Here is an 18,373-nt window from a genome sequence, read left to right as displayed (position 1 = left end):
TCGACTCAAAGGAGTTCGGATGACGCTTTCCGTTCCCGGCTTAGACGTACAGACCCGCGTGCGGGCGCGGGACATCCAGATGGCTGCCAGCGCGGACCTCGAACGCCGCGTCCTGATGATCTCCGGCGCCATCGACACCAAGGAGCACGACATCGCGGTGTCCTTCGAGCTTCCCGACGCGGGTCGCTGGCAGGTCATCAAGTCCGAGAGCAACCTGACCGACGCGCCGTGGCTGACCTGGCAGATGACCGCCGGCGAAGGCACCCGGTTCGTCAACGACGCGGACGCGATGGTCGTGTCCCGTCAGTTCGCCAAGACGTTCATGACGCCGGACCAGAGCCGGATCATGTTCTACGACGGCGAAGTCCGCCCCGGCGAGGCCGTGCTCAAGATGTTCACCATCGAGTGCGCCACGCGTCGCGGCAAGGTCTCCCACTCGCGGTTCCAGCCCCCGCCGACGGAGAGCCCGAAGAAGGTCAATGGCCTCATCGAGGAGTACGTCGCCAACGGGATGCCGCCCAAGCCGGTCATCGAGGTCGTCGTCCCGGTGACGCTCATTGGCTGAGCCATCGCAGTTGGGTGTCGGCGGTCCGAAGCCGTCGGCACCCTCGTCGTCCACGCGGAAACTGCTGCACTGCTTCGTCGCTGCCCGTGCCCTGAGCATTCTCGGTGACCGTGTCACCGACGTCGTCCTGCCGCTCGCCGTGCTCGCGGCGTCCGGCTCCGCGGTCACCGCCGGCCTCGTCGGCGCGGCGGCTCAGCTGCCGCAGGTGGTGGCGGCGGTGCACATCGGTGCCCTGGTGGACCGCCGGGAGCGCCGGGGCCTGATGGTGGCCGCGGACATCGTCCGGGCGGTCGCCTTCGTCGCCATCGGCGTCGAGGTGGTGCTCGGCGGGGCACGGCCGGTGCCGCTGGTGCTGCTCGCGCTGGTGACCGGCGTCGCCGACGCGGTGTTCCACACGGCGGCCGGCAGCTACCTGCCGAACCTCGTCGGCGGCCGGGACCTCATGCGCGCCAACGGCTACGTGGAGGGCTCGGACGCCGCGGCGACACTGGCGGGACCGGCCGCGGGCGGCTGGCTGTTGCAGTGGCTGGGGCCGATGGTCGCGTTCACGGCCAACGCGGCGAGCTTCGTGGGCTCGGCCCTGCTGCTGGCACGCCTGCCGAGGAACGTTCCCGCACCAGGGGAAACGGAGGCCGACGAGTCCGTACTGGCCGGGCTGCGGCTCGTCCGGCGGGACCGTGCGCAGCGTGTCCTGCTGGCGGGCGCTTGCTACATGCACCTGCTCGCGGCGGCGGCGATGCTGCCGTTGCTGGTGCGTGCCGAGGAGGAACTGCGCCTCGAGCCGCTGACGACCGGGCTCGTCGTGTCGGCGGCGGGCCTCGGCGGTCTGCTGAGCAGCTTCGTACTGGCCCGGTTCTGCGACACCGCGCGGTGGCCGCTGCTGCTGGCCGCGGTGCTCGCGGTCAACGGCGGTGCGGTCGGCCTGCTCGCCCTGTTCGACGCCCCGCTGTGGCTCGCGGCGACGGTGCTGGTCCTCGACGGCGCGTCGGCGCTGGCGTTCATCGTGGTGGCCACGACACGGCAGCGCATCACGCCGGACGCCGTGCGGGGCCGGGTGATCGCCGCGAGCACCGCGGTGACGGCCACCGTCCGTCTCCTCGCGATCGCCGGTGTGGGCGTACTGATCGACCTGGCGGGCCCGCGCCCGGTACTGCTGGTTCTCGCGGCGCTCGCGCTGCCCTTCGTCTTCCTGCTCGTCGTGTCCGGTTCGGCTGCTCACCCGGCCGAACCGCCATCAGCCGCATCGGAGATGACGTGACCGTTTTCCTGCCCTCGCCCGAAGTCCTGGAGTCGCCACGCGGCCGGGACCTCACCCCGGGCACCCGGGCCCTGCCGCGCACGGACGCGCTGCCCGCCCGCGCCGAAGTCGTCCTGGTCGGCGGCGGGCTCGCCGCTCTGAGCATGGCCGGGACCCTGTGGCACGCCGGTGTGGGCGACATCGTCATCGTGGACCGCGAGGGCCGCATCGGCGGGCGGTTCTTCCGGCGCGCCGACACCCTGGGCCAGCGCACGCTGCGCTCCCCCTACGACCACCACCCCGGTGTGGAGGGCTATCGGGACTGCGAGCTGCTGGACTTCGCCCGCCTGCACTGGGGATCGCTCACCCACGTCGAGCGGCGCGAGGTGCGGATGGCGCAGGCCGGGCACCGCTCGGTCGTGCCGCTGGACGTGTTCGAGGCGTACGTGGACCACGTGGTCGCCGTACACGGACTCGCCGACCGGCTGTGGCAGGGCGACGTGCTGGAGGTGCTGCCCGGTGACCACCAGGTCGTGGTGCGCACGACGCTCGGCGATGTCACGGCCTCCTCGGTCGTGCTGTGCACGGGCGAGGAGCGTGCCGAGTGGCCGGGCCCGCTGCCCGAGCGCGTTCACTACTGGGACGAGCCGACACCGGCCGCCGGCACCACCGTCGTGGTGGGCGCGGGGCTCAGTGGCGCGCATGTCGTGACCGACAGCCTCGCCGCCGGTGGCCGCGTGCACTGGGTGCTGCGCAGGCAGACCGAGCACTACCAGTGCGCGGACGTCAACGCCTCGTTCTTCCGCGCCGAGGGCCGAGCGCGGTTCCACGGCACCAGTTGGGAGGACCGGCTGGAGATGATGCGGCAGCACCGGGTCGCGTCGGTGATGTTCGAGTTCCGGCCCGGGCTCCAGGCGGCGGAAGCCGAGGGGCGGCTGCTCGTGCACCGGGGTGTCGACGTGGCCGGGCTGCGTGCCGGCGGTGTGGAGCTGGCCGACGGCACGGCCCTGGCGGGCGACCGCGTCGTCCTGGCCCTCGGCACGAAACCGAACGTCGGCGGCGGCCTGCTGCCCGCGGACGTGGTCCGGCTGCGCGACGGGTGGCCCGACCTCGACGAGGCGACCCTCGCCTACCGCGCGGCACCGCGCGTGCACGCCCTCGGCGCGGCGGCGTGCATGGTGCTCGGACCGGCCGCGCGCAACATCGACGGCCACCGCGTGGGCGTGTCCCGCGTCGCCGGGAGCATCCTGGCCCAGGTGGCGGCAGGCGGAACGGAGCGCGTCCATGCTTGAGCAGCCGTACACGACGTTCGACCTGCCGGCCCTGGACGCCGATCCGGTGGCCGAGGCGGGAGTGGTGCTGATGGGGCTGGATGCCCGCAGGCTGCTGGCCGTACTGGGTACCGCCGCGCTGACCGCACACCCCGGCAGGGCACTGCTGTTGGTGGACGAGGCGTGGCATCAGGGCGCGGTGCGCGTCCCGTTCGAGCAGGCCGTCGCGGCGGGGGCGGCGCAGTGGCACGAGCACCGGGCGGCGCTGGCCGCAGCCGACGACGGCGTGCCGCGGTCGGGCGCGCCGCGCGAGGCGTGGGCCCGCGCGCACGCGACGGCGGTACGGGCGCTGGGCGAGGGCGGGGCCCCGACCGTGCTCGCCTGCCTGGCCGTCGCCTGGTTCCGGCGCGAGGAGCTGGACGAGGTGACCCGTGACCTCTGAAAAGCTCTTCACCGCGTGGGGACTGCCACCGGACTTCCTGGCGCACCACTGGCGGCGCGGGCACGCCCTCGGCCGCTGCGCCGAAGCCGACGCGCCGGGGCGGCTGCCGCCGGCGCAGGTGGACGCGCTGCTCGGCCAGGGGGTGCGCGCCGACCGCGTCAGCATCTCCACGGCGGGCCGCCTGCACCATCCCGCGGAATTCACTCATGCCCGCACCATCGCCGGGCAGCCGGTGGCGGACCTGGTGGACGAGGAGAAGGTGCGCCGGCTCCTGGACGCGGGCGCGACGGTCGTGCTGGCCAACGCCGAGCACTGGGTGCCCGCCGTGCGGGAACTGTGCGGGCAGCTGACCGAGGACTTCGGCTGCGAGGTGGAGGCGCACGTCTTCCGGACCGGAGCGGGCCACTCGGGCCTGGTGCCGCACGCCGACGGTGAGGACAACTTCCTGCTCCAGCTGGACGGGCGCAAGACGTGGTCGTTGTGGGCGCGCGAGGGTGCGGCGCCTTCCCGGGTCGACCCGGAGAACCTGGGCCGGCCGACCGCCAGGGTCACGCTGACGCCCGGCGACGTGCTCTACATTCCCGTCGGCTGGGTGCACGCCGCCACGGCGGGCGAGGAGGGGTCCACGCACATCACCTACCAGGTCCTGCCGGACACCCTCGTGGACGCGGTGCTCGCCCAACTCGGTGACGCGCTGGAGGAGTTGCTGGGCGACCGGCTGCTGCCGGCGCCCGGGCCTCCCCCGCTCGCCCGGGAAGCGGCGGCCGACCTGGCGGAGCGGATCGCGGAACTCCTGCGGCACCCCGCGCACCCCGGCGGAGCGCACCCGCCCTCTCGCTGACCCCGACGGAATCCGAGTGGCGTACGCGAACCGAACGGCTGACAAGGGAGCCACATGGACCACTCCTCGCATGTGCCGCACACCCACGGAACCGCGGACGGCACGGGTGCCGTGGCCGGCGCCCTGGACGTCGCGGGAGCCGCATTCCTGATCACGTGGTGCGTCGCGATGTGGCTGGCCGTGGCCGTCCTGGCCTGGGCGAACAGAGGACCGTTACGGCCCTGGCTGTACCGGACCGCGGTCGCGGTGATCGGCCTGGGTGTCATCGGCCAGATCGGGCACCTGCAGGAGCATGTCGCCCAGGCGGCCTACTGGATAGCGCACCCCGACGCTCCCGCGTGGATGACGCCCTGGGGGGACAGTCTGGCCCGTGGCATGGGCCGGGTGGACCCGTCCAAGCCCGCGCTGGGCATGGAGATCCTGCACCTCACGGGCAACTTCGTGTTCCTCGCCGGACTGGTCGGCATCATGCTGATCACCAAGCGGGCGGTGCCGGGGCTCAAGTCCCGCAAGTGGGCCAAAATGGGCGTCTGGATGCAGGGCGTTCACGGTCTCGAACACGTCGCACTGACCCTTTCCGTGGCGTGGGGCGCCAGTCGTGCGATCGGTCTCTCCACCTGGTTCGGAGCCATCCCCCCGGGCACGGCGCTCACGACCTACCGCGTCTGGTGGCATTTCGTGGCCAACCTGGTCGGCACGGCCATTCTCGCCGTCGCGCTCCATCACCTGTGGCGCGAGCGGCGCGGTGCCGGGGCGGGGGAGGGGGCGGAGGCCACCGCCGGCAGTCCGCCTCCCGGACCGGAGTCCGCGCCGCCAGAGCCGGAGACCGTACTCGCGGAACGCGCCTCGTAGGTTCGGGCGGGACCGCTCACGGGTGCATCCGCGCCCGTACGGCCGCGCGGTTGTCGCGGTCGTTGCCGCGGCTGCCCGCGGGCTGTGGACGGAACTCGTCGCCTGCACGTTCGACGAGTCCGTGCCTCCCGGCCATGGGATACGCCTGAGCCCGCCCAGCGGCCCGATATTCGGTGGCGGGCCCACCACCGCCCGGTCCACGATGCCCGCATGGTCTCGGGCGAGCACACCACCAGTGAAGAAGACGAGTCCGCCGGCGAAGAAGCCGCGGCTCGGTGGACCAAGTCGTCCGTCTACCCCGACATGTGGGTCGACCCGGACGACGACCCCCGCGAGACCGGCGACCCCCGCGGGCCCGACGGCGAGTCCCTCGACGAGCGCGGCATCCTGCTCGACTACCTGCGCTCCTACCGGCTCACCCTGGAAATGAAGTGCGCGGGTCTGGACGCCGAGCAGATGGCCCGGCGGTCCGCACCGCCGTCCACGATGTCCCTGCTCGGGCTGGTGCGGCACCTGACCGAGGGGGAGCGGCACTTCCGCCGGGTGATGGCCGGCGAGGACGCGCCGAAGCTGTACCGCACGGACGAGGACCGCGACGGCGACTTCAACGGCGCGGTCGCCGACCAGGCGATCGTGGACGAGGCCTGGCGGCAGTGGCGGACCGAGGTGGAACGCAGCGACCGCTACCTCGCGGGCGTCACCGACCTCGGCACCTGCAACGCCGGCTACTCCGACCTCGGCGCGGAACCCGGCGGGCGGCTCCAGCTGCGCGATGTCCTCGTGGCGCAGATCGCCGAGTACGCCCGCCACTGCGGCCACGCCGACCTCCTGCGCGAACGGATCGACGGCCGCGTAGGCCAGTGATCACGCGCCGACGCGCCGACGCGCCCACCGGACGCACCGACGCGCCCACCCCGGGAGCCCGGTCCGCGCCCTCACCTCCGGCTCACTGGACCGACAACGGCACCGGATGGATCTCGTCCGCCTTGTGCCCGGCCCGCTCGTGGATGCGCTGGACCGCTTCGGCCGAGGGTGCTTCGGAGAGGCAGTAGACGACACCGGACTCCGGGTCGGCCCACGCCCTCTCGAAGTGGACGCTCTCCTCCTTCTCTATCGCGAGGTCCGCGTCGTGGGCCTCGCGCAGCTGCTCCTCCGTGATGCCCTTCATGCTGTGGTGGACATCCATGAACTTGGCCATGGCCCGTGCCTCCTTCCCGGTACGGCACTCGGACGGCACTCCGCCCATCGCCCCCGTCCCACCGCCCCGTCCCTTCCATGGTCCGCCCGTACGGCCCCGCGGGCGACCTCAACGCCGCAGGGCCCCGGCGAACCGCCGGGGCCCTGAAGGTCGTACGGACAACGTGCCGGCGTCAGCCGCACTGGCAGGGGCTGCCCGACTGGCACCCGCAGCCGCAGCCCGAGCCGCAGCCGCACGCGGCGACCAGGGGCAGGTTCCTGATCTCGGCGGGCTGCTCGGTCTCGCGCTGCTGCGTGGGGTCGGGCGTGATGCTGGGGGATTCGGCCATGGGTCCCTCCTCGAGGCTGGTGCCTGTGCCCATTGGACGCCCGTTCCGCTGGGCGCATCAACGGCGCACAGAGGCGCCCGCGCGCCCCGGCCGATCCCCGCCCGGCCCTTTCACGCCCTTGGCGGGACGGAAGGTCAGGCGCTCTCCGCCCCCGGAACCGCCTGGATCTCCGGCTGCGCGTCCGTCTGGAGCTCGTCCGCGTGCTCACCCGTCACCAGGTACACCACGCGCTTGGCGACGGACACCGCGTGGTCGGCGAACCGCTCGTAGTAGCGGCCGAGCAGCGTGACGTCCACGGCCGTCTCGATGCCGTGCTTCCAGCGGTCGTCCATCAGGTGCTGGAAGAGCGTGCGGTGCAGCAGGTCCATCTCGTCGTCGTCCTGCTCCAGCTGGAGCGCCAGGTCGACGTCCTTGGTGATGATCACCTCGGCGGCCTTGGCCATCAGGCGCTGGGCGAGCTGGCCCATCTCGAGGATGGTGGCGTGCAGGTCGCTCGGGACGGCGCGATCCGGGTAGCGCAGGCGCGCGAGCTTCGCCACGTGCTGGGCGAGGTCACCCGAGCGCTCCAGGTCGGCGGACATCCGCAGCGAGGTGACGACGATGCGCAGGTCCGTCGCGACCGGCTGCTGCCGCGCCAGCAGGGCTATCGCCCGGGCCTCCAGGTCGTGCTGCAGCTCGTCGACCTTCTGGTCGGCCTCGATGACGTTCTCGGCCAGCTTCAGGTCGGAGTCGAGCATGGCGGTCGTGGCGCGCCCGATCGCCGACCCGACCAGCCGGGCCATCTCCACCAGACCGTCGCCGATCGAATCCAGTTCCTCGTGGTACGCGTCCCGCATCAGGTTCCCTCTCGTGCGCTCGAAGTCGGTGGTCCAAGGGCCGGGGCCCACCGACAAACCGGCGGTACGACCGTCTTATAACCAACGGTCCGCACCCCACGCTCCCACGTTCCGGCCTGTACGCGTCTGTTTCCGGCATCCCAAATGAACCAATACTGGCTCCAAGGTGAACTCTGGGCGACGAGTGTTCGAGTCGGCAGCCCGACGGCTGTGGCCGGTGCCCGACCCATGCCTAACCTGGGTGCATGGACGTGAACGCGGCGGTCGCCGCAGCGGCAGCGATCGCCGGGGTACTCACCGGCGTCATCGCCATGCTGGCGTTCCGCTGGAGCGAGCGCGAACAGAAGCGCCCGACCCGCAGCTCCCTGCACACGGACGCGGTGCTCCCGCCGGGCGTGGACACCGTCCTGTCGGTCCTCAGGTCCTCCGCCGTCGTACTCGACGAGGCGGACGGCGTGGTCAAGGCCAGCTCGGCGGCGTACGCCCTCGGCCTGGTGCGCGGCGGCAAGCTCGCCGTCGAGCCGATGCTGCAGATGGCCCGGGACACCCGGCGCGACGGGGAGATACGCCAGGTCGAGCTGGACCTGCCGCGGCGCGGGACCGGACGCGGAGAGGCCCTGGCCGTCTCCGCGCGGGTCGCGCCGCTCGGCTCCCGGCTGGTGCTGCTGCTCGTCGAGGACCTGACCGAGGCCCGCCGCATCGAGGCGGTCCGGCGCGACTTCGTCGCCAACGTGAGCCATGAGCTGAAGACGCCCGTCGGCGCGCTCTCCCTGCTCTCCGAGGCCGTCATGGACGCCTCCGACGACCCCGAGGCCGTCGAGCGGTTCGCCGGACGCATGCAGATCGAGGCGACCCGGCTCACCAGCCTGGTCCAGGAGCTCATCGACCTGTCGCGGGTGCAGAACGACGACCCCCTGGAGGACGCCGAGCCCGTCCGGGTCGACGAGCTCGTCGCCGAGGCCGTCGACCGCTGCCGGCACCAGGCCGGCACCAAGCAGATCACCATGGCCGCGGGCGGCACCGCCGACCTGCACGTGTGGGGAAACCGCGGCCAGCTCGCCGCCGCCCTCGGCAACCTCGTCGAGAACGCGGTCAACTACTCGCCCGCCCGCACCCGCGTCGGCATAGCGGCCCGCAGGGTGAACGCACCCGGCGGGGACCACATCGAGATCGCCGTCACCGACCAGGGCATCGGCATCTCCGACAAGGACAAGGAGCGCATCTTCGAGCGCTTCTACCGCGTCGACCCGGCCCGCTCCCGTGCCACGGGTGGTACGGGCCTGGGGCTGGCGATCGTCAAGCACGTGGCCGCCTCGCACGGCGGGGAGGTCACGGTGTGGAGCGCCGAAGGCCAGGGCTCCACCTTCACCCTGCGGCTGCCGGAGGCCGGTGCGGCCCGCGACCGCGCACATCAGCAGCCCGCCCGATCAGAACGCGCAGGAGGCGCGGGCCTCGACGAAGAGGCCGGGCGGTCCACTCCCACATCCCCTGAATCAACCGCGTACGAAACGCTTCCTGCCCCGGAGGTCCTTCCGTGACCCGTGTGCTCGTCGTCGAGGACGAGGAGTCCTTCTCCGACGCCCTGTCGTACATGCTCCGCAAAGAGGGCTTCGAGGTCGCCGTCGCGACCACCGGGCCCGACGGACTCGACGAGTTCGAGCGCAACGGCGCCGACCTCGTCCTCCTCGACCTGATGCTGCCCGGCCTGCCGGGCACCGAGGTGTGCCGCCAGCTGCGCGGCCGCTCCAACGTCCCCGTCATCATGGTGACCGCCAAGGACAGCGAGATCGACAAGGTCGTCGGGCTGGAGATAGGAGCCGACGACTACGTCACCAAGCCGTTCTCCTCGCGGGAGCTGGTCGCCCGCATCCGCGCCGTGCTGCGCCGCAGAGGCGAGCCGGAGGAGGTGACCCCGGCCGCGCTGGAGGCCGGGCCGGTCCGCATGGACGTCGACCGGCACGTGGTCACGGTCGGCGGCACCAAGGTCGACCTGCCGCTGAAGGAGTTCGACCTGCTGGAGATGCTGCTGCGCAACGCCGGCCGCGTGCTGACCCGCATGCAGCTCATCGACCGCGTCTGGGGCGCCGACTACGTCGGTGACACCAAGACCCTCGACGTCCACGTCAAGCGCCTGCGCGCCAAGATCGAGCCGGACCCGGGCGCCCCGCGCTACCTGGTCACGGTCCGCGGCCTGGGCTACAAGTTCGAGCCGTAGACCGGCCCCGGCACCACGAAAGGGCGGGACCTCTCCTCGGAGAGGTCCCGCCCTTTCGTCGCTATGACCGGGGTGCCGCGGGGCTCAGTGCCCGGCGCCGCCCGTCGCGCTCGCGGAGGCCGCGTCGGTCGGCGCGGCCGGCGACTCGTGGCCGCCCGGCGTCTCGCCCGCGGCGGGGCTCTCGGTGCCGGCCGGCGAACCCGAGGGGCTGCCCGACGGCGAACCGGACGGGGACGCCGAGGCGCCCGGCGCGGCCGGGACCTCGGTCGGGCCCCACTCCTTGAAGTAGTGCTCGGCCGGGACGACGAACGCGCGCAGGGTCACGTCACCGGTCTTGCTGAAGGTGAAGGTGACCTTCTGGGCGTTGCCGTCCCGCACGGCCTCGCGGCTGCTCGGCAGCATCGCCGTGGCGTTGTCCTTGCCGCCCAGGACCAGCGAGCCGCCGGCCGGGATGGTGAGGCTGCCGCCCTTGGCGGGCTTGAGCTCGGCGGTCTTGCCGGTGCCCGGGAGGGTGATGGACTCCAGCGTCTCGGCGGTGCGGCCGGAGTTGAAGAAGGTCGCGGAGATCGCGGCCGGACCGGTCGACTCGAGGTCGGGCTGCGTGATCACGATCGCGTTCTGGATCTTGATGTCGCCGACGCTCGTCGCCGCGTTGTCCGGCTTGATCTCCAGGGTCTGGGCGTTGTTGCCGGCTCCGCACGCGGCGAGCGAGGCGATCGAGAACGCGATGGCGGCAGCGGCGAGGGCGCCGCGTCGAAGGCTGCTGCTCACGGCGGCGGCAACTCCTTGACTCGAACGGAGCGGCCGATAAAGCCGCCCTAAGTGTCTGTCAGCAGGCCTCAGGTTACCGAGCCGTTCCCGCACGGCCGCACCCGACCCCCCGGCACCCCCGATCCCGCATGCGTCACGACAGCCTCGTCTGCCACAAGTGACTCCTAGGTCACATTGCCGGAGTGCTCGTCCGGCATTCACATAAGAACGTCGGACGGCAGGGCGTATTTTCTGTGAAGGAATGCGCGGACCACCTGGGAATTGATCATCGGCCGGTCCGCCCCGGAGGCGTCGTGATCAATTCCTGATTCGACCGGAACCCCGCCCGGGCCGCCGAACGGAGTAGCGGAAGTCGATCACATGGAACCGGACATATGGGGATGTTCGGCCGTCTGGAGGGGGCTCCGGATGCGTGTAACGTACGCGTTTCCCTCACCCCGGACAGCCGCTCCCACCTGCGAATACCTTCTTCCACTCCCTGTCCGAAGCACGTTCCTGTCGGAGTTGTCAAGCCCCGAGATATGCCCTGACCTGCGAAAACGCCATTCAGAACCGTCAGTTTCCGTGTTACCCTGGATAGCCACGGAAGGGGTACCTGTCACATGACGTTCAAGGTTGGCGACACCGTGGTCTATCCCCATCACGGGGCCGCGCTGATCGAGGCCATCGAAACTCGCCAGATCAAAGGCGTGGACAAGACCTACTTGGTGCTGAAGGTCGCCCAGGGTGACCTGACGGTACGTGTGCCAGCGGACAATGCGGAGTTCGTCGGCGTGCGTGATGTGGTCGGTCAGGACGGGCTGGACCGGGTCTTCGAGGTGCTGCGCGCGCCGTACGCCGAGGAGCCCACGAACTGGTCCCGTCGATACAAGGCAAACCTGGAGAAGCTCGCCTCGGGCGATGTCATCAAGGTCGCGGAAGTCGTGCGTGACCTGTGGCGTCGTGAGCGCGAGCGCGGACTCTCCGCCGGTGAGAAGCGCATGCTCGCCAAGGCCCGCCAGATCCTGGTGAGCGAGCTGGCCCTCGCGGAGAACACCAACGAGGACAAGGCCGAAGCCCTGCTCGACGAGGTTCTCGCCTCCTGAGGCGAAGCCGGTCGTACAGCGCTCCACGCATCAAGCGCGCGCCTGCACATCGAAATGCCGCGGTGCCCGATGACTCTTTCCTGTCGCCGGGCGCTGCGGCATGTTCGTACTCGGACGCCGATGCGCCGTCGCCCCGGGATGTGTTATCACTCACGACCCGGTTGTCTGGCGTGCCGGGCCCGGGCAGCCGGCTCGACCAGCGTCACGGAAGGGTCCGGTCGAGCGCGTCGCGCCCGGCACTCCTCCAGGCCATACCCACGCCAGGCCAGCACACAAACCTGACAGGAACCGATGTCTGACGATTCGCGTCCCTCGCCGCCGGCCACCCGCGCGACGGCCCGTACGGCGGCCGTGATCCCGGCCGCCGGCCGGGGTGTACGGCTCGGCCCGGGCGCCCCCAAGGCGCTCCGCGCGCTGGGCGGCACCCCCATGCTCATCCACGCCGTCCGCGCGATGGCCGCCTCCCGCGCCGTCTCCCTGGTCGTCGTCGTGGCCCCGCCCGACGGCGCCGCCGAGGTCAAGTCGCTGCTCGACGCGCACGCGCTGCCCGAGCGGACCGACTTCCTCGTCGTCCCCGGCGGGCAGAGCCGCCAGGAGTCCGTGAAGCTCGGCCTGGACGCGCTGCCGCCCGGCCACGACATCGTGCTGGTGCACGACGCGGCCCGGCCGCTGGTCCCGGTCGACACGGTCGACGCCGTGATCGAGGCCGTCCGCGAGGGCGCCCCGGCCGTGGTCCCCGCGCTGCCGCTCGCCGACACGGTCAAGCAGGTCGAGCCCGCGCAGGCGCCCGGCGAGCCCGAGCCCGTCGTCGCCACGCCGGAGCGCGCGCTGCTGCGGGCGGTGCAGACGCCGCAGGGCTTCGACCGGGCCACGCTCGTCCGGGCGCACGAGACGGTGACCGGGGAGGTCACCGACGACGCCGGCATGGTCGAGCAGCTCGGCCTCACGGTCGTGGCCGTCCCCGGGCACGAGGAGGCGTTCAAGGTCACGCGCCCCCTGGACCTGGTCCTCGCCGAGGCGGTCCTGGCCCGCAGGAGGCTCAACGATGGCTTCTGAGCGGTTCCCGCACGAGTTCCCGCTGCCCCAGGTCGGCATCGGCACCGACATCCACGCCTTCGAGGAGGGCCGCGAGCTGTGGTGCGCCGGCCTGAAGTGGGAGGGCGAGGGCCCGGGCCTGGCCGGCCACTCCGACGCGGACGTCGTCGCGCACGCCGCCTGCAACGCCCTGTTCTCCGCCGCCGGCCTCGGCGACCTCGGGCAGCACTTCGGCACCGGCCGCCCCGAGTGGTCGGGCGCGTCGGGCGTGACGCTGCTGACCGAGGCGGCCCGGATCGTCCGCGAGGCGGGCTTCCGGATCGGCAACATCGCCGTCCAGGTGGTGGGTCCGCGCCCGAAGATCGGCAAGCGCAGGGACGAGGCGCAGAAGCTCCTGTCGGAGGCGGCCGGGGCGCCGGTGTCGGTCTCCGGCGCGACGACGGACGGCCTGGGCTTCCCCGGCCGCGAGGAGGGCCTCATGGCGGTGGCGACGGCGCTGGTCGTGCGGGTGGCGTGAGGGACGGCCCCACCCACCCCCCACGGCCCACTACCCTAGGAACCGTGACTATTCGCCTGTACGACACCAGCGCCCGGCAGATCCGTGACTTCTTCCCGCTCAAGCCGGGTTGTGTCTCGATCTACCTGTGCGGCGCCACCGTGCAGGCCGCCCCGCACATCGGGCACATCCGGTCCGGGCTGAACTTCGACATCATGCGCCGCTGGTTCGAGTACCGCGGCTACGACGTCACGTTCGTGCGGAACGTCACGGACATCGACGACAAGATCATCGCCAAGTCGGCCGACCAGAACCGTCCTTGGTGGTCCATCGGCTACGAGAACGAGCGGGCGTTCAACGACGGCTACCGCGCCCTCGGCTGCCTGCCCCCGACCTACGAGCCGCGCGCCACCGGCCACATCACCGAGATGGTCGAGATGATGCGCGGCCTCATCGAGCGGGGGCACGCCTACGTCGCGGACGGCAGCGTCTACTTCGACGTCCGCTCCTTCCCGCAGTACCTGGCGCTGTCCAACCAGGACATCGACGACCTGCGCCAGCCCGACGAGGGCGTCTCGGGCAAGCGCGACCCGCGCGACTTCGCCATGTGGAAGGCCACCAAGCCCGGCGAGCCCGACTGGGAGACGCCCTGGGGCCGCGGCCGCCCCGGCTGGCACCTGGAGTGCTCGGCGATGGCGCACAAGTACCTCGGCACCGCCTTCGACATCCACGGCGGCGGCCTCGACCTGGTCTTCCCGCACCACGAGAACGAAATCGCGCAGGCCAAGGCCTACGGCGACGACTTCGCCCAGTACTGGGTGCACAACGCCTGGGTCACGATGAGCGGCGAGAAGATGTCCAAGTCGCTCGGCAACTCCGTGCTGGTCAGCGAGATGGTCAAGCGCTGGCGCCCCATCGTGCTGCGCTACTACCTCGGCACCCCGCACTACCGCTCGATGATCGAGTACAGCGAGGAGGCCCTGCGCGAGGCCGAGTCGGCGTTCGCGCGGATCGAGGGCTTCGTGCAGCGCGTGGTCGAGAAGGCCGGTGCCGTCGAGCCGGCCGCCGAGGTGCCGCTCGCCTTCGCCGAGGCCATGGACGACGACCTGGGCGTGCCGCAGGCGCTGGCCGTGGTGCACACCACCGTCCGCCAGGGCAACAGCGCGCTCGCCGCCGACGACAAGGAAGCCGCGGTGGCCCGGCTCGCCGAGGTGCGCGCGATGCTCGGCGTCCTCGGCCTCGACCCGCTCGACCCGCAGTGGGCCGGGGAGAGCGATCGCGGCGAAGACCTGCACGGCGTGGTCGACACGCTGGTGCGCATGGTCCTCGACCAGCGCGAGGCCGCCCGGGCCCGCAAGGACTGGCCGACCGCGGACGCCATCCGCGACCAGCTGGGCCAGTCCGGCCTGGTCATCGAGGACAGCCCGCAGGGCCCGCGCTGGAGCCTCGGCCCGCGCTAGCCCGGCCCCGGCCGGAAGATCGATTGTGCCGCCCGGGCCTCCGGGCGGCACACTGCATAGACGTACGTACTTCACCGCCTCACGGCGACAGCAGAGACAGGTAGGTCATGGCAGCCAACAACCGCCGCATGTCCGGCAAGAAGGGCGCGCAGGTCGGCAGTGGCGGCCAGCGGCGCAAGGGCCTGGAGGGCAAGGGCCCCACCCCGCCCGCCGAGATGCGCAAGGGACACAAGAAGAACCGGCTCGCGAACGCCAAGACGCGCCAGACCGCGCGCCGCCCCGCGGCCCGCGGCCGCGGCGGCAAGTCGGCCTCCGAGCTGGTCGTCGGCCGCAACCCGGTCTACGAGGCGCTGCGCGAGGGCGTGCCCGCCTCGACGCTGTACGTGCAGCAGTTCATCGACAACGACGAGCGCGTGCGCGAGGCTCTGCAACTCGCCGCCGAGCGCGGGGGCATCAACCTCATGGAGGCCCCCCGCCCCGAGCTCGACCGGATGACGAACGGGCTGAACCACCAGGGCCTGGTCCTCCAGGTCCCGCCCTATGAGTACGCGCACCCCGAGGACCTGCTCGACGCCGCCGCCGACGAGGGCGCGGACCCGCTGATCGTCGCGCTCGACGGTGTGACCGACCCGCGGAACCTGGGCGCGGTCGTCCGGTCCGTCTCCGCCTTCGGCGGGCACGGCGTCGTCGTACCCGAGCGGCGGGCCGCCGGGATGACGGCCGGTGCCTGGAAGACGTCCGCCGGTACGGCCGCCCGGACGCCCGTCGCCCGCGCCACCAACCTGACGCGCGCGCTGGAGGCGTACAAGAAGGCGGGCGTCGTCGTCGTCGGTCTCGCCGCCGACGGGGACGTCGAACTGACCGAGCTGGAGGCCCTGGAGGGGCCCGTCGCCATCGTCGTCGGCAGCGAGGGCAAGGGGTTGTCCCGGCTGGTCGGGGAGACCTGCGACTTCCGGGTGCGGATCCCGATGCCGGGCGGCGCCGAGTCGCTCAACGCCGGTGTGGCGGCGGGCATCGTGCTCTACGAGGCGGCCCGCCGACGCGCCTGAACAAGCGTCCGACACCTCACTCGAACGGTTTAATTCCGGGAGCATCGGGGCGACAAGGACAAGCTTGACGGGGTCCGGACAGATCCGGCGGGTCAAAGCAGTGTCCTATCCCGACGTCACTCGGTTAGATGAGTGTGGACACCAGAACACCCCGCACACCCACGGGGGACCGCTCGTCGGGACTCGACGACGCTCCCGCGCTGAGCATGGTGAAGGTGCCGAGCGACCCGGCGCAGGTCATTGTCAACCACGCGAGTTTCCGCGTGCAGTTGGGCGGATCGACGCGTCGCGTCCAGTCCCCCCGGGTCGCACGGCATCTGAACGCCACCGAGGACACCGCCCGCATCCCCGTCGTCACCGCCGGGGGCGCGGCGGACGGGGCCACCACCCGGCGCCGGCCGGTCGTCTGGAGCGGCAGATCCGCGCCCGACGACACCGGCGCCCACCGGCTCCTGCAGGCCGTGCGGCACGAGAGTGTCCGCCACGCCGACGACCCGGCCTCCGACACCGGAGCCACCCAGGTCATCTCCCGCGTGGGCACCGGCCACGAGGACGCGGGCACCGGCTACGCGGGCGACGGCTTCGAGGACGACCTCACCCAGACCGTCGAGACCCCCGTCGTCGGCCCCCAGCGCACCCACGACCCCGCGGACGGCACCCGGCTGCTGCCCCCCATGCGCACGGTCGGCAGCGCCTACGACGAACCGGCCTACGCGGACGGCGAGTTCGAGAACCTCCCCGGTGAGGAGGAGGAGTCCGAACGGCGCGTCAGGCGCCACGGCGACGACCCCGCGCGGCACGCCTACTACCCGGGCCGCCGCATGAACCTCGGCGTCGTGCTGCTCCCGCTGCGCGTCTTCCTCGGCTTCATCTCCATCTACGCCGGCATGGGCAAGCTGTGCGACCCCGTCTACTTCGACGGCGGCAAGCGCGGCTCCATGGTCAAGTGGCTCAACACCCTGCACCCCTGGGAAGTCGCCGAGCCCCTGCGCCAGTTCGCCCTGGAGCACCCGGTCGGCTCCGGCCTGGTCATCGCCTTCGCGCAGGTCATCGTCGGCGTGCTGACGGTCCTGGGCTGCTGGCAGCGGGTGGCCGCGGCCTTCGGCGCCCTGCTCTCCGCCGCGCTGCTGGTCACCGTCAGCTGGAAGAGCGTCCCCGCCTACGAGACCCCCGACATCATCTACCTCGCCGCCTGGTCGCCGCTGATCATCGCCGGCGCCCCCGTTTACTCCGTCGACGGCCGCCTGGCCGGCAGCGCCTGGCGGCGCCTCGGCCCCCGCGCCGAGATCTGGGACCTGCGCCGCTACGTGCTGCGCCGCGGCGCCCTCGTCACGGCCATCGCCACCGGCCTCGCCCTGCTGGTCGGCTCGCTGCTCGGCGGCGCCGTCCGCGACGCCGACCGGGTCGTCGTCCCGGGCCCCGGCGAGGCCCCGCGCAACGAGCTGCCCGGCTCCCCGCTCCCGGGCGAGCCCGGCAAGCGGCAGCAGAAGAAGACCCCGTCGGCCTCGACCTCGCCCACCCAGGGCGCCACGGCCGGCTCGGCCAGCCCCAGCGCGGGCACCACGACCACGCCGGGCGCCACCCGGGACGCGGGCACCGTCACCGGCGGCTCGCCCAGCCAGACCCAGGGCAGCGCGGGCCAGGCCCCGCCCCAGCAGTCCACCCCGGAGAACCAGGCGCCGAGCACCACGTCCGGCCCCACCTCCGGCGGCACGGCCACGGGCGGCACCGGCTCGACCGGCGGCTCGGGCGACGGCGGCTCCTCGTCCACGGGCCGACCGGGCCTGGTGGGCGGCCTGCTGGGCTAGCCCCCGACCCGGACGCCAAAGGGCCCCGCACCTTCGAGGTGCGGGGCCCTTTGGCGTACCTGAGGGGCGCGGGGAACTGCGCGACAAGCCACCACCGGCCCGCAGCCGCCTGCCCTGGGGGCTCTCAGCGCCCCAACGCCGCCAGTTCCTTCGCGGCCTCCGTCAGGTCCTTCGCCGTGTCGATGGCCCGCCAGTACGACCCCTGCGGAATCGTGAACCCGGCGAGCCGCCGCTCGCGGGCCAGATGCGGGAACGTCGTCCGCTCATGGTCCCCCCGATGCGGCAGCAGCCCCGCGAACTCGGGCGAGAAGACGTAGACGCCCGCGTTGATCTCGAACGTCGACGGCGGGGCCTCGATGAAGTCGGTGATCCGCCCGAACCCGTCCGTCCGCACCGCGCCCCAGGGCAGCCGGGGCCGCGCCAGCGCCAGCGTAGCGACGGCGTCCCGCTCGGTGTGGAAGTCCGCCATGTCGCGCAGCGAGAACCGCGTCCAGATGTCGCCGTTCGTGGCGTACCAGGGCTGGTCCGGGTGGGGAAGATGCGCTGCGGCGTACTTGAGGCCGCCGCCGCGGCCGAGCGGCTCCGATTCGACGACGGTGGTGACGGAGACGGGCAGCTCGGCCGTCTCCAGCCACTTCTGCAGGACGTCGGCGAGGTGGCCGCAGGAGACCACCACGTCCGTCACGCCCTCTTCGGCGAGCCAGGACAGCTGATGGCCGATGATCGGCGTCCCCGTCCCGGGGATCTCGACCATCGGCTTGGGCCGGTCGTCGGTGTACGGACGCAGCCGGGAACCCTGGCCACCGGCCAGAACGACGGCTTGAACGGGGCGGGACGCGGCGTTCGGATCGCTCATGAGACCGAACTGTACGTGGCGTCCCGCC

General features: G+C 72.2%; 20 protein-coding genes. 15 read left to right on the top strand and 5 right to left on the bottom strand.

Translation table 11 applies throughout. The features are described from left to right. Positions 1–19: 19 nt before the first annotated feature. The 7 genes from ABZ386_RS25755 to ABZ386_RS25725 all read left to right on the top strand — a co-directional run bounded on the left by ABZ386_RS25755 (position 20) and on the right by ABZ386_RS25725 (position 6,072). Positions 20–565, top strand: coding sequence for a DUF6423 family protein (locus ABZ386_RS25755; protein ID WP_351338355.1), 546 nt, complete (start codon positions 20–22; stop codon positions 563–565). Further along, entirely contained in the window at positions 558–1,823 is a 1,266-nt protein-coding gene (locus tag ABZ386_RS25750) for an MFS transporter (protein WP_351338357.1), read from the top strand. Before ABZ386_RS25755 ends, ABZ386_RS25750 begins: the two co-directional genes overlap by 8 nt. Beyond that, positions 1,820–3,094, top strand: a complete 1,275-nt coding sequence (locus ABZ386_RS25745; protein WP_351338359.1) for an NAD(P)-binding domain-containing protein — start codon at positions 1,820–1,822, stop codon at positions 3,092–3,094. Before ABZ386_RS25750 ends, ABZ386_RS25745 begins: the two co-directional genes overlap by 4 nt. Further along, positions 3,087–3,515, top strand: coding sequence for a DUF6187 family protein (locus tag ABZ386_RS25740; protein WP_351338361.1), 429 nt, complete (start codon positions 3,087–3,089; stop codon positions 3,513–3,515). The genes ABZ386_RS25745 and ABZ386_RS25740 overlap by 8 nt, the downstream gene beginning before the upstream one ends. After that, positions 3,505–4,356, top strand: coding sequence for a cupin domain-containing protein (locus tag ABZ386_RS25735; protein ID WP_355713998.1), 852 nt, complete (start codon positions 3,505–3,507; stop codon positions 4,354–4,356). The genes ABZ386_RS25740 and ABZ386_RS25735 overlap by 11 nt, the downstream gene beginning before the upstream one ends. A gap of 54 nt (positions 4,357–4,410) precedes the next feature. Continuing rightward, positions 4,411–5,208, top strand: a complete 798-nt coding sequence (locus tag ABZ386_RS25730; protein WP_358965969.1) for a DUF6008 family protein — start codon at positions 4,411–4,413, stop codon at positions 5,206–5,208. Positions 5,209–5,511: 303 nt separating this feature from the next. Continuing rightward, complete coding sequence (locus ABZ386_RS25725) at positions 5,512–6,072, top strand: DinB family protein (RefSeq protein WP_351339084.1); 561 nt, start codon at positions 5,512–5,514, stop codon at positions 6,070–6,072. Between the two features lie 82 nt (positions 6,073–6,154). Here ABZ386_RS25725 and ABZ386_RS25720 read toward each other — a convergent pair whose 3' ends face one another. The 3 genes from ABZ386_RS25720 to phoU all read right to left on the bottom strand — a co-directional run bounded on the left by ABZ386_RS25720 (position 6,155) and on the right by phoU (position 7,570). Next, complete coding sequence (locus tag ABZ386_RS25720) at positions 6,155–6,406, bottom strand: SCO4226 family nickel-binding protein (RefSeq protein WP_351338368.1); 252 nt, start codon at positions 6,404–6,406, stop codon at positions 6,155–6,157. Positions 6,407–6,578: 172 nt separating this feature from the next. Next, a complete protein-coding gene (locus ABZ386_RS25715; RefSeq protein WP_198678207.1) occupies positions 6,579–6,734 on the bottom strand; it encodes a hypothetical protein in 156 nt (51 codons plus the stop codon). A 134-nt stretch (positions 6,735–6,868) separates the two neighbouring features. Further along, the gene (phoU, locus tag ABZ386_RS25710) at positions 6,869–7,570 is read right to left on the bottom strand and encodes a phosphate signaling complex protein PhoU (RefSeq protein ID WP_114253819.1); all 702 of its coding nucleotides are present in this window, start codon (positions 7,568–7,570) and stop codon (positions 6,869–6,871) included. A gap of 245 nt (positions 7,571–7,815) precedes the next feature. Between phoU and ABZ386_RS25705 the strand changes: the two genes are divergently transcribed. Further along, positions 7,816–9,108, top strand: coding sequence for an ATP-binding protein (locus tag ABZ386_RS25705; RefSeq protein WP_114253818.1), 1,293 nt, complete (start codon positions 7,816–7,818; stop codon positions 9,106–9,108). Then, positions 9,105–9,785 carry a response regulator transcription factor gene (locus ABZ386_RS25700; RefSeq protein WP_004929857.1) on the top strand — a complete coding sequence of 227 codons (681 nt, stop codon included), beginning with the start codon at positions 9,105–9,107 and terminating at the stop codon, positions 9,783–9,785. The genes ABZ386_RS25705 and ABZ386_RS25700 overlap by 4 nt, the downstream gene beginning before the upstream one ends. A gap of 84 nt (positions 9,786–9,869) precedes the next feature. Here ABZ386_RS25700 and ABZ386_RS25695 read toward each other — a convergent pair whose 3' ends face one another. Next, positions 9,870–10,556 carry a DUF461 domain-containing protein gene (locus ABZ386_RS25695; protein ID WP_351338374.1) on the bottom strand — a complete coding sequence of 229 codons (687 nt, stop codon included), beginning with the start codon at positions 10,554–10,556 and terminating at the stop codon, positions 9,870–9,872. Positions 10,557–11,158: 602 nt separating this feature from the next. On the opposite strand from ABZ386_RS25695, the gene ABZ386_RS25690 reads away from it, so the two are divergent. The 6 genes from ABZ386_RS25690 to ABZ386_RS25665 all read left to right on the top strand — a co-directional run bounded on the left by ABZ386_RS25690 (position 11,159) and on the right by ABZ386_RS25665 (position 17,489). Then, positions 11,159–11,641, top strand: coding sequence for a CarD family transcriptional regulator (locus ABZ386_RS25690; RefSeq protein WP_003953493.1), 483 nt, complete (start codon positions 11,159–11,161; stop codon positions 11,639–11,641). A gap of 291 nt (positions 11,642–11,932) precedes the next feature. After that, positions 11,933–12,697 carry a 2-C-methyl-D-erythritol 4-phosphate cytidylyltransferase gene (ispD, locus tag ABZ386_RS25685; RefSeq protein ID WP_351338377.1) on the top strand — a complete coding sequence of 255 codons (765 nt, stop codon included), beginning with the start codon at positions 11,933–11,935 and terminating at the stop codon, positions 12,695–12,697. Beyond that, positions 12,687–13,193 carry a 2-C-methyl-D-erythritol 2,4-cyclodiphosphate synthase gene (gene ispF, locus ABZ386_RS25680; RefSeq protein WP_355716055.1) on the top strand — a complete coding sequence of 169 codons (507 nt, stop codon included), beginning with the start codon at positions 12,687–12,689 and terminating at the stop codon, positions 13,191–13,193. Before ispD ends, ispF begins: the two co-directional genes overlap by 11 nt. A gap of 44 nt (positions 13,194–13,237) precedes the next feature. Further along, a complete protein-coding gene (gene cysS, locus ABZ386_RS25675) occupies positions 13,238–14,632 on the top strand; it encodes a cysteine--tRNA ligase (protein WP_358965967.1) in 1,395 nt (464 codons plus the stop codon). Positions 14,633–14,739: 107 nt separating this feature from the next. Then, on the top strand, positions 14,740–15,681 hold the full coding sequence (gene rlmB, locus ABZ386_RS25670; protein ID WP_351338384.1) for a 23S rRNA (guanosine(2251)-2'-O)-methyltransferase RlmB: 942 nt from the start codon (positions 14,740–14,742) through the stop codon (positions 15,679–15,681). A gap of 128 nt (positions 15,682–15,809) precedes the next feature. After that, complete coding sequence (locus ABZ386_RS25665) at positions 15,810–17,489, top strand: DoxX family protein (protein ID WP_358965965.1); 1,680 nt, start codon at positions 15,810–15,812, stop codon at positions 17,487–17,489. 124 nt (positions 17,490–17,613) lie between these two features. Here the strand turns inward: ABZ386_RS25665 and ABZ386_RS25660 are convergent, their stop codons facing one another. Beyond that, positions 17,614–18,345: a nucleotidyltransferase family protein gene (locus tag ABZ386_RS25660; RefSeq protein WP_351338388.1), complete on the bottom strand. Its 732-nt coding sequence runs from the start codon at positions 18,343–18,345 to the stop codon at positions 17,614–17,616. Positions 18,346–18,373: the final 28 nt, after the last annotated feature.

Origin of the sequence: Streptomyces sp. NPDC006140 (assembly GCF_040628815.1) — a bacterium.
Lineage (GTDB): Bacteria > Actinomycetota > Actinomycetes > Streptomycetales > Streptomycetaceae > Streptomyces.
The sequence above is the reverse complement of the archived record's forward strand: the minus strand, read 5'-3'. Positions and strand labels throughout refer to the sequence as shown.